This is a genomic window from Salinivirga sp. (genome assembly GCF_035268865.1).
Taxonomy (GTDB): domain Bacteria; phylum Bacteroidota; class Bacteroidia; order Bacteroidales; family Salinivirgaceae; genus Salinivirga.
In genome coordinates, this window is record NZ_DATFKB010000047.1 from 1 (window position 1) to 16,946 (window position 16,946).

Genomic DNA, 16,946 nt, shown 5'->3' on the forward strand with positions numbered 1-16,946 from the left:
GCGTTATAAATAACAGCTTTAATATCAACATCCTGACCTTCAAAAATAGTTGGGATGGAAGTCCACATATCAATCATCTCAAAATCGTCAGCCGGAGGAGTGTAGCATTCTATTGAGGCGTCCCATCCAATGCTTGTACCAGAAGTTCCGTCAAATACAATTGTTAATGCACCTGTAGTATTTTTAGCTGTAACAGTATCCATAATATCAGTGTCATATGCGTACACCGTGTTTACATTATCAGGAGTAAGGTCAATTACCGGAGCATCAGGGCTTTTTCCATCATAAATGTAAAATTGTCCCCATCCATTGTCAAATTCGTGGAAAATAAGTCTGGTTCTTGTATTTTCTCCTACAGGATATATTGTACATGTATCACTCATTGGTGCAGTCCAGCTACCAGCAGGTCCACCAGCATCTGCAAAACCACCACTGCATGTGCTTATTGAATCAAACTGAGTGAAAAGGTAATACTCTCCAAAGTTTGTTACATTCCATGTTTGACTATCATTGTCTGTGTACTCATCACCGGCTAATTGAACCTCTGCTGTGATGGTATAATCAGTAACAGCCGAAAGATCTGCCTGGGCAGAGAAAGTAAAAGTATGAGTGTCGCCGGCAGCTATTGTGACCGGTATATTTTCGGTTATCCATCCATTCGCATCAATCTGGTATCTTACATCTACATTTGATTGATCTACCAATCCTCTGTTTTCAACAGTAATAGTTACATCTTCCATATCAAGAGAAGGGGCTGAAACAGGGCTGCTAAAAGCTTCTATGGCCAAATCATGATCTTTACGTGGGCCATATAGTGCAAATGAAAGGTCAAAAGATGGCCAACTACTCACTAATGTCTGTCCTGAAGTCCAGTCTGGCGCATCATAATAATAACCTAACCCGGGGTTTTTGTAATGAAAGGGAAATCCATTGGCTCCACTTCCCTGTCCTTCCCATTTCCAATAGCCATCTTCTGCAAGATTCTTTACCGGTTGAACACATAACCAATAAGTTCCTTCAGCCAGCGTAGCTATTGTCGGAAGGTTAATGATGAAATTACCGTCACCCTTGTAGTTTATACTTGTTATTCTACTTGCTGCATATGCCTCAGTAGCACCCGGAATATCTGCGGTATCAGACATTTCATAGATCATAACATTTACACTATCAACATCCGGATTTGCTGCATAGGTATCTATGGACCCATGTACTTCAATATAATTGATTTTCCATGTTTCACCCACTGGAACGGTAAAATCATCAGCACTGTAAGTTGTTTTTGTGCTATTGGCATCATCTGATGCTAAAAATGAGTTGATGCTTTTGGCATACGTTTCATACGGATTACTTATTTGGTCATAAAGTAATGGTCCAATAGCATCTTTCTGGGAAAAACCCAGATTAACTATTAGCGGAAGCGTTATAAATAACGCTAAAAATTTGAGTACATTAATTCTCATTGTGAATAGTTTTAATTATACATATGTTTAATTAGATTCTTTATTATTGTCCTGGTCTGAAAAAGATTTTAATAATTTTTCCAGCGCCTTACTAATTTCTTTGTTTTGCTCAAGTTGCTGTGCAATCTGTTTGTCCAATGAATATTTTTTCCCGTCTTTTTTCTGGGAATCATATTTTGATCTGTTGGATTTGTGATTCGTCATAGTTTTTTTGACATTGATTTTGTGAAGGCTAAAAACAGGAAGTTTTATTTTAGATGGAAATTTCTGCCCACAACTACGTTACTACCCATTTGGATTTTCGGGAACAAATACACTACAGTTAACGCTAATGTTTTGTTATATAGCGCATTGTTGGGTTGGTTGTTTGGTGTGTTTTTTGAAAGAAATGAAGAGTTTGTGGAAAATTATTTTGAAGTAGGGAACTAATGTAGTGCTATTTTGTCTCCAATTGCATTAAATAAGTGACAAGGTTAGTATCAGTATTGACCAGGTTCAACTTTTTTCTAAGTCTGGTTCTGGCTACTTCAATACTTTTGATAGATTGAAATGTGATGGCCGATATTTCTTTTGAGCTCATATTGAGTCGAAGAAATGCGCAGAGTCTTTGTTCGTTGGGTGTTAAATCAGGGAAAAGCTCATTCAGTTTGCTGTAGAATCCTTCATGAACCTCCTGGAACCGTATCTGGAACTCCTTCCATGCAGCTTCATTGGTTGTGGTCTTTAACTCATTGATTATATCCTGAATAATAGCCTGGTTGGATTTTTTAAAATCACTTTTAGCTTTCATTAGCTTTTCTGCTACCCGGGTTGCAAGTTCATTATTGCGCACTAAATGCATCACATTGGTAGCGAGTTCCTTATTTTTAAATTCCAGTTTGTTCTCCAGGTTTTCTTTTTCAAGCCTCAGCTTTTCTTGTTTCAGTTGTGTGCGTTTGGTGCGGCTGCGACCCAGAAAAAATAGCAACACACTTACAATCAAAAGTGCAAAGGTTATGGCAATTATCAATACATAGGTAAACTCTTTTTTTTGTTGTTTCAATTTATTCTCCTGCTGTATTTTGTCAAATTTGTATTGCATCTCAAGTTGGGTGGCAGTTTGCAAGCTTTTAGCATAATTAATGCTATCATTCAGCTTTTTGTATTCCATATGTAATTCAAAAGTCTTTTCATATTGCTTGTTTTTGGCATATTCTTTCAGTAAGGCATCAGTTACGGCAAATTGAAGATCCAGGAATGATGTACTGTCTGCCAACTGCATAGCCATTTGGAAATAATCTATTGCCGGGACACTCTTTCCCATAAGACTTTGTGTTTGTCCAATAAAGAAATAGGTTAGAGCAACACCCTTGTAATCTTTCTGGTTTTTTCTGATTGCCAGTGATTTTTCATAAAAAGACTGAGCAATTCTATAGTCTCCTTTTAATTTGTGTATGTTTCCTATGTTGTTATAGGCTAGTGGTATAACTGTTTTGATTTCATTTTTTTCCGAAATTTCTATGGCTTTGTTAAAATGGTAGAGGGCTGTGTCATATTCTCCCTCTGTGTTTAAGGTGACACCAATTCCATTGTGAATTCTACTAATAATGATGTTGTATTGTGAATCAGGAAATGTTTTATTTTGCTCCCTTGCCAGTTCAAGGGATTTATAATAGTATTCCCTTGATTTTGCAAATTTGTTTAGACTGTTAAAAGCCAGACCAATATTAAAGTACTGTAGCATTAATCCTTCTGTGTCTTTTGCAAGTTCAAAATTTCTTAATGCCTCATAATAATATTTTAAAACCCTGTCTAAACCACCTCGATAATAAAAGGCTGAACCAATGGATGCGTTTATTTCTGCAATTTCTTTATAGAAACCATGCTCTTCTGCAATCATTAATGCTTCATTAAAATATATTAATGCTGAATCCGGGTTGCTTGATTGTAAACTTTGGGCAATATCGTTCAATATCCTGATTTTTTTTTTATCGTTATCAGCTTGCTCCAATTGTATTTTTACACTATCCCTGATAAGTTCTTCATTACCATGAGTATTGTAGAATAGACTTATACAAAAGAGAAAAATAAAAATTTTTTTCATCGGAACTCCTGTTAGAAATTGATAATTTAAAGATAATTATTAACCCAGAATAATCAATATAAGATTTGAATCTGTAAAATTACATCTACAATTTGTTTAGAAATAATTAAATAGAGGTCTTTTTGCAAAAAGTACAACTATTTTAACATTATAGAAACCAATAAATAAGCCTTGCCTGTAGTGGATAAGTAGCGTCATTTATTTCCCTGGTAGTAGCTTTATTGGGGATTATTCTGAGGTTTAAGTGGTTTTTAGAAGCACATTTGAAAAAAAAATCAAATCTCAAAAATATGAAATATTTACTGATCACTGTTGCTTTTTTATTTTTCACTCAGATAAGCTACGCTCAGCTGCCCGATAGTACAATTGCCCCAAATTTTACTTTACAGGATATTGATGGAAACTCTCATACATTGTATGATTATTTAGATTCGGGAAAAACAGTTGTAATCAATATTTCTTCCACTGCGGCTGATCAATATGCAGGACAATCGTGGTTGTATTTTAGCGAGTTTCACCTGAATAGTATTTATACAGATTACGGACCCTCAGGTACGGATGAAATTATGGTGCTTATGTTAGAAACGGATCCTTCCACACCATTGAGTGGATTGTACGGAGAAGGTAGCACACTAGGCGACTGGGAGCAATGGGCGAATTTTCCAATCATCCATAATGACTCAATAGGTGATGTTTACCCTTATGGTATAATGTATCCTTCCAGCTATATTATTTGTCCAAACCGCAGAACAACCTGGGCTGGTTGGATAACCGCCAATTCTTTCCCTTTTTATTTCAATCAGTGTGGAACACCTGATTTTAATAATAATGCCGCAATTAAAAGTATAGACTCACCGGGTCTAAATGCATGCGGGAGCTTGCAACCCTCTATAACTGTGGAGAATTTTGGTTTTAATCCGCTTCAATCATTAAATATATCGTACCAAATAAATGATGAAACTCCTGAACTATTTTTATGGGAAGGAAATATTTCCATGTATACTTCCAAAGAAATTACCCTGCCAACTATTGATGTTAATATTGAAGGAGATCATGTTTTTAATGTCAGGCTCGTGGAAACAAATCAGGTGTCTGATGAGGATACAACAGATAACCAGCTAAGTAAAGACTTTGCCTATATTGACGAAGGCCAAAACATCAGGGTAGAAGTTACCACAGATGCAAATCCGGATGACGTGATCTGGAGAATAAGAGAAACGACCGATGTGATACTGACTGTTGATAATTATGATCAAATGTATCATCACTATAATCATAATTTTTGTCTTGAGGCCGGTGCATGTTACACATTCGATGTATTTGACCTTGGAAATGATGGAATGCAGGAAGGTAGCATAGGAGAGGTTTTACTTATTCAGGGAGAGGATACTGTTGTGCATGCTTACGGCGATGAATACGGAGCTGATTTTACAACAGAGTTTTGCATCAATCAGGTAGGCTTTGAGCAAAATACAGATGGTGAAGATAAAGTTAAAGTATATCCAAATCCGGCTACTGAGCATTGTACCGTTCAGGTAAATTCAAACGATTATAGTCTAAAGATTGTCGATCTGGCCGGTCAAATTAAAAAGCAAATTCGAGGAACTCAATACCAAACAGATATTGATATATCAGACCTTTCAACCGGGTTTTACTTCATGGTGATTAGTTTAGATAGCAATCAACTCGTCCATAAGTTAGTGGTTGAGTAGTTGTTTTGGTTTTTTGTAATATAAAAAGCCGCCTGCCTGGCGGCTTTTTATATTAGTCAAACCATTCTTTTATCATTTTCAGTGTCTTACGGGCTTGTATCTGAAATGGTATAATAACCAACAAATAGGCACCCAATACTATCCATAAACCTATTTTAACCACCTGATCGTATTGTTGGTTCTCCCAAAAGTTGATCATCAATAGCGCTATGGTAATTATAATTAATGGAATAATAACTCTTAAATGCGGGTTTGTCATGGTCAGGGTTATACGGCTTTTATCATTGTTTTCTGAAATAAAACCACGGATGTGAACTGGCGAGATATTCCAATATGGCACCACGGGTCTTACGGCAAAATGGTCTTCTTTGACTTTTCCCCACAAAGCACTATTAAAAGTTTTCCCCCAGTAAAATGCCGGGCTCTTACCTTCTGTATGTTTTGCAAGCAATTCATTTGCTTCCTTTTTAGTCAGCTTAGTATCTATTTGTGTGTGAATTAATGGCCAGAATTTCATAAGAACTCCCTTTTTTATTACTAACAGGTAATAAATGCTGTGGTTTAACAAATCATGCATTTTTTCCACATTTATCCGCTTAAAACCGATATTGCAACGCTACCCAACAAGTCTTTAAAACCGACCATTGGGTAATCAGAAAAAGCACTATCTACGCTTTCACTTACCTCGTCATTTATGGCGTAGGTTCAAACACACTTTAACACTTGTAAGGCTTCAGCCGGGAAACTATTGTGAGTTTTTATAAAAAAAATAGTTTCCTGTTTTGTCTTTGCTAACCAAAGCTTTCAATCGTTTGCATATTTTTAGATGCAGGAAATCACACATATAGAATTAATTGTTGCAGGAATTGATTAATTTTACATGCTTAAAACTTTAAAATAGCAATTATGACGAAAATATTTGATTCAGTGAAGCCAGGCGTGCTTTTTGGAAAAGATGTGACCCGTGTGTTGGAGATAGCCAAAAAAGAAAAATTTGCCATTCCTGCCGTGAATGTAGTGGGAACAAACTCGATTAATGCAGTACTGGAATCTGCTAAAAGTGTAAATTCACCAGTAATTATTCAATTTTCAAATGGTGGAGCTTCTTTTTATGCAGGAAAAGGAATTGATTTGCCGGGACAGGAAGCTGCAGTGGCAGGAGCAATAGCTGGAGCTTTGCACGTGAATCATATGGCAGAATTATACGGAGTACCCGTCATTTTACATACCGATCATGCTGCAAAAAAGCTGCTGCCATGGATTGATGGTTTGTTGGATGCTTCTGAAGCCCAGTTTGAAGCCACAGGAAAGCCACTTTTTTCATCGCATATGCTTGACCTCTCTGAAGAATCGTTGGAAGAGAATATTGAAACTTGCGCAAAATACCTGGAGCGTATGGACAAAATGGGTATGACCCTGGAAATTGAACTTGGTGTAACAGGTGGAGAAGAAGATGGTGTTGATAACTCAGATGTAGATGCTTCAGCTTTGTATACACAACCAGAAGAAGTGCATTATGCCTGGAAAGAGTTAAGTAAAATATCGTCTAACTTTACCATAGCCGCATCGTTTGGTAATGTGCATGGCGTATATAAACCCGGAAATGTAAAGCTAACACCAAAGATTCTCGATAATTCACAGAAATATATACAAGATAAAGAGGGAACCGTTGCCAAGCCTGTGAATTTTGTTTTTCATGGAGGCTCAGGCTCATCACTGGAAGAGATACGTGAAGCCATTGATTATGGCGTAATTAAAATGAATATCGATACCGATACGCAGTGGGCTGCCTGGAATGGTGTTCGCGAATATGAAGCAAAAAACCATGATTACCTTCAGTCTCAAATCGGAAATCCTGATGGAGCGGATAGCCCCAATAAAAAATATTACGATCCCAGGAAATGGTTACGTGAACTTGAAAAATCAATGGTTGAAAGACTTAAACAAGCTTTTGATAATTTAAATTGTATAGACAGAAATTAAGAATAGCATACAAAAAAGAAAGGCTGTTTGAAGTGCTCAAACAGCCTTTTTTTTGTGCATTTTATTTTTTACTGGTTACCTAATATCAACGGCATCCCATCTCCTGTTTTGTGCATTGGTACACCCACATTTAATTTCTATAAAAGCTATTTTTCTATTTGGTCATAAACCTACTTTTTTTGCTACAGGTCAAAAAAAGTAGGCAAAAAAAAACCGCCGCTTACAGAAAAATGCTAAAAACCAGGTCATTATGGATAAAGTTTACGAACTCACACCGATTTTTTTTTTGAAAAATCGGTGCTCAAACAGCGCAAACTTTGACGCCATAATAACCAGGTTTTCTTAACGCATTTTTCTTCATGCGGCTAGCTGGCAAACTTTTTACTGCTGATCAGCGACCAGACCCAAGACAGATTGGCCAGACCAAATTACTCGTAAACTTCCCGTTTTTCACGGGACAGGCTGTGAGGACTAAAGCCATTGGCGGGCTAGCGTTAGAGTAAATCCCGATATAGAAAATCTTAGCAACTGCCTCAGCAGTTGCGCTATATTTTCATAATCGGGGTTCAATTGATATAAATGACATAAAAGAGGCTTGTCCAGCTTTTATGTGTAATTTAGTTAATTGAAAAGAGCGGGAGGAAGCGTAATTTGATCTTGAATTTTTGCGCCATCCTTCGGTCGCCGAAGGCTTGCCGCAGGTAAAACGCTAAAGCTAAGGCGGCATGCGATTGCAACTTTTTTTCACTTCGACAAGCTCAGTGCATCGCAAGAAAAAAAGTTTAGTAAGAAAAGGTAAAACCCTCTAAAAGATCTAAAGTGGGTTATGCATTGCACAAAACGGGAGAAAATAGGAATAGGTTAAAACAAGAAAGGCTGTTTGAAATGCTCAAACAGCCTTTTTTTGTGTGTTATAATTTTACTGGTTACCTAATATTAACGGCATACCATCTTCACCACTACCAATTACAATTACCTTGCTATTTGGTGATTGGGATAGTTTCACTGTAGCTTCAATGCCACGCATGCGCAGGAGGCTTCTGGTCAAGCTCGCGTTAATAATTTTGTTTGCCCGCGATTCTCCTTCGGCTTCAATACGCTTACGCTCTGCTTCACTTTTTTCCTTCTCAAGTTTAAACTGGTAAGCCAGTGCTTCCTGTTCCTGCTTAAGCTTATTTTCAATGGCCATTTTAATGTCTTTTGGCAGCTGAATGGAACGAATCAAAAGGGCCCGCATATCAATAAAATTATTATCCAGCTTTTTCCCGGCTTCCTCAATTATTGATTCTTCTACTTCTGATCGTTTAGTAGAATAAATTTCTTCAGCTGTATATCGCCCGGCAACCTGCCGTACCGTACTTCTTATTTCGGGTATTATTAGCTGGTTGATGTAATCCTGGCCAAACTGACGATGCAAATAAGGTATTTGTCTGTATTTGGGATTAAAACGCACTGAAATATCAATGTTTACAGACAGCCCGTTTTTATCAAGCACATCCATGGGTTCCTCTGACTTTTGTTCTTTTACATTGTATGTAATAAAATCGTTCCAGGGAGCAACAATATGGAACCCCGGGATGAATACATTTGTCGTATCCAGCCCCTCTCCGAATTGACGGAAGATGATAGCGCGCTCACCCGGATTTACTTTGTAAAACATACTGCTTCCGAAAAAAACTATCAGTATAAAAACACCGATAATTGCAATAATAAGTTGTTGAAGTCCTTTTTTCATAGTTTAAAGATTTAATAATTGATTGATTAGTCTAATTTAAATTTGTTTGTTAATCTGTTCCCGGCATGCTTGTCAGCACTTTAAAGGTGCCTTTAGGAACAATACTTAATACCGGCACAGGAGCACTATGCACAACCTCCTTGGCAAATGATCCCATAAAGAACCTAACTATTTCAGGCTGTTGATGGGTAGTAATAATAACCAAATCAGCATCTTTGTCCTGCACGTATTCTAAAAATTTCTTTCTGCGATTGCCATCGTAGAATCGAAAATCGGTTTCTATTTCAATGCCAGCTTTTTCTACAAAATCACTCACCTGCCTGAGTTGTCCCTTCAAATGGCCTACTACACCATCATCGCGGGTAGAAGAGAACGATACCGCATAAATTTTACTGTGAAATCTTTTAGCTAAATGTACTGCGTCGGTTACCTTTTCCCGGGTTTCCTTGGTTAAGTCCAATGGCAAAATAATTTTATCCAGATTTTTGCTGGCACAGCCATTTTTTACAGTTACAACAGGTATATCTGCTTCGGTGGCAACCCTGAGTGCATTACTGCCAATAATTTTTTTCTTTATATTTTCAGCAGTTGAGGTCCCCATTACTATGAGCTCTGCATCGATTTGAGCAGCCTGTTCAAGAATGGTATCGCAAAGTTTTCCCTCCACTACAATGGTTGAAAATTCGGGGGGTGTGTCTTGCGACAGCTCCTCGGCCTCTTTTACCAAAGCCTGCTCAATGCTTAAGATTTGATTGTCGCGTTCTTTGTCATCCATGAAATTCCATGGAGGTAAATTAATGCGAATTACATGCAGGAGGTAAATTCTGGCGTCTGTTTCGTTGGCAATCTGTATGGCCTGGTATATACCCTCTTTTGATTGCTTCGAAAAATCGACAGGTACTAGTATTCTGGCTTCTTTTTTTTCCATTTGTTGATATATTTGTAAAGTTCAGTTTTTATTTTGTACACTTTTTGAATCTAAGGAAATGGAATAATCAAACTAAATTTACATTACTTTTGCCAAAAATTAATAGCTTTGATCTCCATACCCTGCGATAATTTATTATCATGGGGGCTTTTTTCATTATTTTATTGATCATTACAAATTTAAACATATATGAAGCAAATACAAGCATCTGAATTAATTGTTAACCCTGATGGATCAATTTTTCACCTACACCTTAAACCGGAAGACATTGCCGATACTATAATTTTGGTTGGTGATCAGGGAAGAGTGGATATGATAGGCGGATATTTTGACGAAATTGAATTAACCCGTCAAAATCGTGAATTTAGATCAATAACCGGAACTTATAAAGGGAAAAGATTATCGGTAGTTTCTACCGGAATAGGGACCGACAATATTGATATTGTACTTAATGAGCTTGATGCCCTTGCAAATATTGATCTTGAGAAACGCGTCGTCAAAGATACACATACACAACTCAGTTTTGTGAGAATAGGAACTTCAGGAGCACTGCAAAAAGATATCCCGGTTGATACACCGGTTATTAGCGAAATAGCATGTGGGTTTGATGGGTTATTGAATTTTTATGCCGATCGCGATAAGATTAGCAACCTGGTAATGGAAAATAGTTTCCTTGAACACATGAACTATTATAAAAAACTAGCAGTGCCTTATTTCGTCGGTGCAGACCCCGATCTGTATAGCATATTGAAACCCGGATGTACAAATGGTATTACCATCTCTGCACCTGGTTTTTACGGGCCGCAGGGTCGTGTGTTGCGATTGGATATTAAGGACCCTGATGTGAATGAGAAAATTTCGGATTTTAAACTTAATGGTCACAGGTTTACCAATTACGAAATGGAAAGCTCTGCAATTTATGGGCTTTCAAAGCTTTTAGGCCACAGAGCTGTAACTATTTGCAATATTATTGCAAACCGTATGCGCGGCGAATACAGCCAAGATTATAAAGAAGGTTTGAAGAAAACAATCACAAATGTACTTGATAGGTTGAGTTATTGATATGGATAACGAGCTATTGTATTTACTGAAGTTAATGGATGATCCCAGCAAGGAGGTTTTTAATGCGGTTGAATCAAAAGTAATTGATTTGGGACGCGATGTAATACCAGATCTTGAAAGATATTGGGAAAAAACAGCGAATACATTAGTACAGGGTAGGATAGAGAATTTACTACAGCAAATAAATTTTAATTATCTGAAAGGACAATTAAAGAGTTGGATTCCAAATAGCGATTATAACGCTATTTACGGATCCTACCTTGTTTCGTTACTTCAGTATCCCGATATAGATTTTGAAGATGTCTCAACCTTATTCGAAGAGGTTAAACGAGATCTTTGGCTTGAAATGAATCCTCAACTTACAGCGCTCGAGAAAGTAAGGGTGATTAATCATATATTATTTCAGGTTCATAAATTTCAGGGTAGCAGAAGCAATCCTACAAGCCCGCAACATTTTTTTATTAATAATTTGCTGGACACAAAGCGGGGAAATCAGTATTCATTGATGATGCTTTATGTTTCTCTCGCCCAGGCAATTGATTTGCCTGTTTATGGTGTCCAGCTACCCCATAATTATTTGCTTGCCTATCATGATGAAGAGCTTGCAAAGTACACTGGAAAAGATAAAAGCGGAATTCTGTTTTACATTAATCCTTATAATAGTGGGGCTATATTTGGAAAAAAGGAACTTACCCAAATGCTTAAACAGAATAAAATTGAGCCGCGCAAACAGTTTTATGAACTTGCTGATAATGTTTTTTTAATAGCACAGGTTTTTAGAGCTTTATTAATAACCTTTCAGAATTTGGGTTATACCGACAAGGTAGAGCGGATTGAAGAACTTTTGCGGTTTATTGCTGCTGAACAAAGCAGCCACAATAAACGTAATAAATGATTGAAACAAAACGAATTTTGGTTATTGTATTCCAAAGTTGCTGAATTATACTTATGAAACGTATATCTATTCTATTCAGAAGACATAGAGAAAATTTGTTCCGCTTTTTTCTTTTTATTATTACGGTAGCAATACTGGTTTTTCTATTGCCGACAGAGCGAAAATTCGGTTTCGAATATCGCAAAGGAGCACCATGGATGCACGAAGATTTGATCGCACCATTTGATTTTGCTATACAGAAAAATTCCGACGTAATAGAAAAACAAAAAGACAGTATACAGCAACGTGCTAATGTTTTTTACCGTTTCCGGGACGAAACATTCATGCAGCTCGATTCAACTTTTAACCAGAGTACAGAAGAAGCATTTAAGCGTTTTGTAGATACAACAAATCTGACCAGCAATCAAAAGAATGATCTTAATTTTTATCTCGATAGTTTAAGGTTAGTATATTCGGATATCATGCATAAAGGAGTAATTGATACGGTTCTCATACCCGATGGTGCTCCCGATAAAGATATTACCCTGTTGCGCAATAATGTGGCACATACTTTTGAGGAAAATTTACCACCACCTGAAAAAGCCGAAGCGTTATTGCGTAAAGAGATAAATAGTTTTAACCTGGAGCAGGAAAAACTAAGAGCGTTTTTTGCCAAATTGAATGTAGGTCAATATGTTAAGCCAACAGCAGTATATGATAAACAAACCACTGCAGATAATTTAGAAAGCCTTACCAAATCGCTCTCAACAACCTCGGGTATGATTCAGCGGGGACAGCGAATTATAAGCCGCGGAGAACTTATAACCAACGATACCTATCAGATAATCGAATCGCTTCGCATGGAGTATGAGTCCACCCAGGGTATTGGAAGAGTTAAGGATTGGCTTATTGCCGGAAAAATTATTGTGATTTCTTTAGCCATAGGGGTGCTGTTTTTATTTTTAATCTATTTCAGGCGTGAAGTGCTTCAGCATCGTGTGAAATCTTATTTTATTGTATTTTTATTGCTTTTAATGGTTTTGGCGGCAGGACTTACATCAAATGCCGATAACATCAATATATATGTTGTCCCAATTGCCATAATGCCCATCATTATTCAAATTTTCTATGATCCTCGCCTGGCCATATTTGTTCATATGGTTACAATTGTAATTATAGGTTTTATTGTACCCAATCCATTTAAATTCGTTTTTATTCAATTTGTAGTAGGTGTGGTTGCCATTCTGAGTTTAAGAAATATGCACAGGCGCCAGCAAATATTTTTTGCTGCTCTGGCTGTTTTTACAACATACAGTTTGGTATACCTTGGTCTGGGTATGATGCAGGAAGGCGATATCACAAAGATTGATCCGATGCAATTTGCCTGGTTTGCAGGCAACAGCATGTTGGTACTTTGGACTTACCCTTTGATATACCTGTTCGAAAAAATGTTTGGTTTTTTATCTGATGTCACCCTTATGGAGATGGCAGATACCAATCATCCATTACTCAGGAAACTTAACGAAAAGGCACCTGGCACATTTCAGCACTCTATGCAGGTTGCAAACCTTGCCGAAGCAGTAATAAGGCGTATTGGAGGCAACCCTTCACTAGTGCGCACTGGGGCACTTTACCATGATATTGGGAAAATGAAAAACCCGGAGTATTTTATTGAAAATCAAGTGCCCAACCGTAATCCTCACGATAAGCACACATTTGAAGAAAGTGCCAATATCATTATAAACCACGTGAAAGACGGTATAAAAATGGCCAAGCAATATAATCTACCCAAGCCGGTTGTTGATTTTATTCGTACGCACCATGGAGATGGCCTTGTGCAATATTTTTATCGTTCGCACGTCAATCAGTTCCCTGAAGATATTGTTGACGAAACAAGGTTCCGATATCCGGGCCCGACGCCATTTTCAAAAGAGACAGGAGTGGTTATGATGGCAGATTCTGTAGAGGCCGCTTCGCGTAGTCTTAAGACAATGAATGAAGAGACAATTGATAATTTGGTCGATAATATTTTGAGTTATATTATCAGGGAAGATCAATTGGATGATGCTGATATTACTTTTAAAGACATTAATATTGCAAAAAGTATTTTTAAAGAGAAACTTAAAAATATTTATCACGCACGCATAGAGTATCCCGCAGAAAATAACAATGCCAACAATCAAACATCTTAATTTCCAGGGAATTTTGTATTTCGTCTTTTTGAGGATAACTGTTTACCAACAAAATATATGTTATTCTGTTGTATTTCAAAAAGGCGAATGAGTAATAGATTAAAAGAAGAGCATAGCCTCTACCTTAAACAGCATGCAGAAAATCCGGTGGAGTGGTTTCCCTGGGGTAAGGAAGCTTTTGAAAAAGCCCATGACGAGAACAAACTCCTCATTGTAAGCATTGGATATTCTTCCTGCCACTGGTGTCATGTGATGGAACATAATGTGTTTGAGCATGATGATGCAGCGGCTTTAATGAACAAACATTTTGTCAGCGTTAAAGTAGACCGCGAAGAACGGCCCGATGTTGACCATATTTACATGGATGCAGTACAAATGATTACCGGTGGTGGCGGTTGGCCGCTTAATGTGTTTGTTTTGCCAGACGGACGGCCCTTTTATGGTGGAACATATTTCCCGAAGGAACAATGGATGAGTTTGATTGAAAGGTTAGCTATAACCTATAAGGAGCGACCTGAATTAATTCGCAGTACAGCAGAAGAAATTCAAAATAAAATTGTGCAAAATGAAGAAATACTGCAAGCTAATAAGCCTCGAGAAGATGGTGTAAATGAATTGTCTGCCAAATTGTTAAAACAATGGGAGGTCAATTTTGACAGTGAACATGGCGGAGAAAAGGGAGCCCCTAAGTTCCCAATGCCTGCCAGATTAAGTGCTGTGTATAATGCAGCCATTTCACAGAATCATGCAGCTATTAAAAATCAAATTCATTTTACGCTCAAACAAATGGCTGCCGGTGGTATTTACGATCAGGTTGGAGGTGGATTTGCCCGTTACTCTGTTGATAGTCAGTGGCGCGTGCCACACTTTGAGAAAATGCTGTACGACAATGCCCAACTTTTGCCGCTTTATGCTAAAGCGGCTAGTATTGAACAGGATGAAATTTTTAAATTAGTAGTCAGCGAAACCTTCGACTTTCTGATTCGAGAGATGCAAATCGAACCAGGTTTGTTTGCATCAGCTATTGATGCCGATAGCGAAGGTGTAGAAGGGAAGTTTTATGCATGGAACTATGAGGCCTTCAAAAAAGTTATTCCGGAGGATCAATGGGCAGATTTCTTCAATGTCATAAAACCGGGCACCTGGGAGGGGACCAATGTGCTGCATTACCACTCCGGAAAAATAGATCAACGTATCCGCGATGAACAAGGTTTTCAAGCTGCTTTGACTAAAGTGAAATCAAAACTTTTGAGCGAGCGAAACAAACGCGTAAGACCGGTTAGGGATGAAAAAGTCATAACCAGCTGGAATGCTATGCTGGCAGCCTCATTGTTTGAAAGTTATAAGTATGTAAAAGATGCGCGGTTTATAGACGTTGCCCTGGAAATACTCAACAGGGTAAAACAGCAATGGGAATTGAACCACCGTTTGCCACGTATATTGAATTATACTGCAGGAGCCGGGATGCTTGACGATTATGCTTATGCAGCTATGGCTTTTTATCGGGCCTATATAACTACTCATGATCAAGATTGGTTAGATGTTTCCAATGAAATATTTTCTACTACATTGAATAAGTTTGATTTGGGTAAGCCTCTTTTGAATTACTACCCGGCAAGTGAGCAACTGTTTACCCATAAAACGGAATGGATGGACACCGTAATCCCTTCATCCAATGCATTGATGGCTAGTGTGGCCTTTGACCTCGGTTATGTGCTGAAAAAACCGGAATACACCGTAAAAAGCCAGGAGATGCTTGGTACTATGGAAGAGCTAATGCAAAAACATCCGTTAATGCTTGGTGAATGGCTGCAGACCGATCTTAAGAGTAAAATGAAGGTTTATGTCAGCATAGGAGAGGATTACGAAAAAGAAGAAGTAATTCAGCGTTTTGCCAGAGAAAAGCTGTATCCCGATATTTTGCCACTACAAAGTGGCGCAGATAATGAAATTCTTGTTTGTAAAGGTGATCTTTGTTTTGAGCCGGTTAGTACAATTGATGAAGCAATAAAATTACTTGTTGTATAATAGTTTTTTTATCTTGCATATAAAAAGACATGAAATACAGTTTAATGTTTTTTTTCATCATTGTTTTTGCTCATTCTTCATTTGCTCAATTCGATGTCGTAACTATTGAGGATGAGGGATATCCGCAAGAACCTACTATTATGATGGATTTCTCCAATCCTTCAAGAATGATGGCTGCTATCAATAATGATCAGGCTTATTATTCTCTTGATACGGGGCGCACATGGACAGAAACCGTTAATTATTCTGAATATGGTATTTATGGCGATCCGGTTTTGATGAGCGATACGAACGGAAGTTTCTATTACCTACATTTGTCGGGCTCAGTAAATTGGCTGGATCGTATTGTTGCTCAAAGAATTGATAGTCTTCCGGGTGATTGGTTGGTAGATAGTTACATGGGGCTTAACGGGAATAAAGACCAGGATAAGGAGTGGGCCACTGTTGATCGCTCCACTAATAATCTTTACGTTACCTGGACAGAATTTGATAGTTATGGATCATCATCATCTTCAGACAGCAGCCGTATACGGTTCAGTAAATCGACTAATCGTGGTGTTACCTGGAGCGAAGCCATACAAATTAATGAAGTTTCGGGTAATTGTGTTGACGACGATCTGACTACAGAAGGTGCTGTGCCCTGTGTGGGGCCAAATGGTGAAGTATATGTATCATGGGCAGGCCCGGCCGGTATTGTTTTCGATCGGTCGTTTGATCAGGGTGAAACATGGCTCACTGAAGATATTTTCATCGATAGCATTGTAGGAGGGTGGGCCATAGATATTCCCGGAATTTATCGTTGTAATGGTATGCCTGTCACAAAATGTGATACATCTGGCGGCCCGAACCATGGTACAATATACGTGAATTGGACAGACCAAAGAAATGG

At 37.9% G+C, this 16,946-nt stretch carries 13 protein-coding genes; 7 read left to right on the plus strand and 6 right to left on the minus strand.

Annotation, left to right across the window (positions count from 1 at the left end):
- From VJ937_RS03085 to VJ937_RS03095, 3 genes are all read right to left on the minus strand, one after another.
- Window positions 1-1,460: CARDB domain-containing protein (locus VJ937_RS03085; RefSeq protein WP_324065436.1), on the minus strand; the 1,460-nt coding region annotated here is incomplete at its 3' end.
- A 27-nt stretch (window positions 1,461-1,487) separates the two neighbouring features.
- Window positions 1,488-1,664 carry a hypothetical protein gene (locus VJ937_RS03090; protein WP_324065437.1) on the minus strand — a complete coding sequence of 59 codons (177 nt, stop codon included), beginning with the start codon at window positions 1,662-1,664 and terminating at the stop codon, window positions 1,488-1,490.
- 232 nt (window positions 1,665-1,896) lie between these two features.
- Window positions 1,897-3,543: a tetratricopeptide repeat protein gene (locus tag VJ937_RS03095; protein ID WP_324065438.1), complete on the minus strand. Its 1,647-nt coding sequence runs from the start codon at window positions 3,541-3,543 to the stop codon at window positions 1,897-1,899.
- A gap of 290 nt (window positions 3,544-3,833) precedes the next feature.
- Between VJ937_RS03095 and VJ937_RS03100 the strand changes: the two genes are divergently transcribed.
- Entirely contained in the window at window positions 3,834-5,255 is a 1,422-nt protein-coding gene (locus tag VJ937_RS03100; protein WP_324065439.1) for a T9SS type A sorting domain-containing protein, read from the plus strand.
- 52 nt (window positions 5,256-5,307) lie between these two features.
- On the opposite strand, the gene VJ937_RS03105 is transcribed toward VJ937_RS03100, so the two are convergent.
- Window positions 5,308-5,832, minus strand: a complete 525-nt coding sequence (locus VJ937_RS03105; RefSeq protein ID WP_324065440.1) for a hypothetical protein — start codon at window positions 5,830-5,832, stop codon at window positions 5,308-5,310.
- A gap of 329 nt (window positions 5,833-6,161) precedes the next feature.
- Here VJ937_RS03105 and fbaA point away from each other — a divergent pair, with 329 nt between their 5' ends.
- On the plus strand, window positions 6,162-7,238 hold the full coding sequence (gene fbaA / locus VJ937_RS03110) for a class II fructose-bisphosphate aldolase (RefSeq protein ID WP_324065441.1): 1,077 nt from the start codon (window positions 6,162-6,164) through the stop codon (window positions 7,236-7,238).
- 919 nt (window positions 7,239-8,157) lie between these two features.
- On the opposite strand, the gene VJ937_RS03115 is transcribed toward fbaA, so the two are convergent.
- Both VJ937_RS03115 and VJ937_RS03120 read right to left on the minus strand, forming a co-directional pair.
- Window positions 8,158-8,973: a prohibitin family protein gene (locus VJ937_RS03115; RefSeq protein WP_324065442.1), complete on the minus strand. Its 816-nt coding sequence runs from the start codon at window positions 8,971-8,973 to the stop codon at window positions 8,158-8,160.
- 49 nt (window positions 8,974-9,022) lie between these two features.
- Window positions 9,023-9,901: a universal stress protein gene (locus VJ937_RS03120; RefSeq protein WP_324065443.1), complete on the minus strand. Its 879-nt coding sequence runs from the start codon at window positions 9,899-9,901 to the stop codon at window positions 9,023-9,025.
- Window positions 9,902-10,090: 189 nt separating this feature from the next.
- Here VJ937_RS03120 and VJ937_RS03125 point away from each other — a divergent pair, with 189 nt between their 5' ends.
- The 5 genes from VJ937_RS03125 to VJ937_RS03145 all read left to right on the plus strand — a co-directional run.
- The gene (locus VJ937_RS03125) at window positions 10,091-10,963 is read left to right on the plus strand and encodes a nucleoside phosphorylase (protein ID WP_324065444.1); all 873 of its coding nucleotides are present in this window, start codon (window positions 10,091-10,093) and stop codon (window positions 10,961-10,963) included.
- Window position 10,964: 1 nt separating this feature from the next.
- Window positions 10,965-11,858, plus strand: coding sequence for a transglutaminase-like domain-containing protein (locus VJ937_RS03130; protein WP_324065445.1), 894 nt, complete (start codon window positions 10,965-10,967; stop codon window positions 11,856-11,858).
- 53 nt (window positions 11,859-11,911) lie between these two features.
- On the plus strand, window positions 11,912-14,029 hold the full coding sequence (locus tag VJ937_RS03135) for an HDIG domain-containing metalloprotein (RefSeq protein WP_324065446.1): 2,118 nt from the start codon (window positions 11,912-11,914) through the stop codon (window positions 14,027-14,029).
- 87 nt (window positions 14,030-14,116) lie between these two features.
- The gene (locus VJ937_RS03140) at window positions 14,117-16,057 is read left to right on the plus strand and encodes a thioredoxin domain-containing protein (protein WP_324065447.1); all 1,941 of its coding nucleotides are present in this window, start codon (window positions 14,117-14,119) and stop codon (window positions 16,055-16,057) included.
- A 29-nt stretch (window positions 16,058-16,086) separates the two neighbouring features.
- On the plus strand, window positions 16,087-16,946 hold an 860-nt coding region (locus tag VJ937_RS03145), incomplete at its 3' end, for a sialidase family protein (protein ID WP_324065448.1).

Coding starts and splice junctions, on each gene's coding strand:
- VJ937_RS03090 (WP_324065437.1), bottom strand. CDS start 1,664: ATGACGAATCACAAATCCAACAGATCAAAATATGATTCCCAGAAAAAA.
- VJ937_RS03095 (WP_324065438.1), bottom strand. CDS start 3,543: ATGAAAAAAATTTTTATTTTTCTCTTTTGTATAAGTCTATTCTACAAT.
- VJ937_RS03100 (WP_324065439.1), top strand. CDS start 3,834: ATGAAATATTTACTGATCACTGTTGCTTTTTTATTTTTCACTCAGATA.
- VJ937_RS03105 (WP_324065440.1), bottom strand. CDS start 5,832: ATGCATGATTTGTTAAACCACAGCATTTATTACCTGTTAGTAATAAAA.
- fbaA (WP_324065441.1), top strand. CDS start 6,162: ATGACGAAAATATTTGATTCAGTGAAGCCAGGCGTGCTTTTTGGAAAA.
- VJ937_RS03115 (WP_324065442.1), bottom strand. CDS start 8,973: ATGAAAAAAGGACTTCAACAACTTATTATTGCAATTATCGGTGTTTTT.
- VJ937_RS03120 (WP_324065443.1), bottom strand. CDS start 9,901: ATGGAAAAAAAAGAAGCCAGAATACTAGTACCTGTCGATTTTTCGAAG.
- VJ937_RS03125 (WP_324065444.1), top strand. CDS start 10,091: ATGAAGCAAATACAAGCATCTGAATTAATTGTTAACCCTGATGGATCA.
- VJ937_RS03130 (WP_324065445.1), top strand. CDS start 10,965: ATGGATAACGAGCTATTGTATTTACTGAAGTTAATGGATGATCCCAGC.
- VJ937_RS03135 (WP_324065446.1), top strand. CDS start 11,912: ATGAAACGTATATCTATTCTATTCAGAAGACATAGAGAAAATTTGTTC.
- VJ937_RS03140 (WP_324065447.1), top strand. CDS start 14,117: ATGAGTAATAGATTAAAAGAAGAGCATAGCCTCTACCTTAAACAGCAT.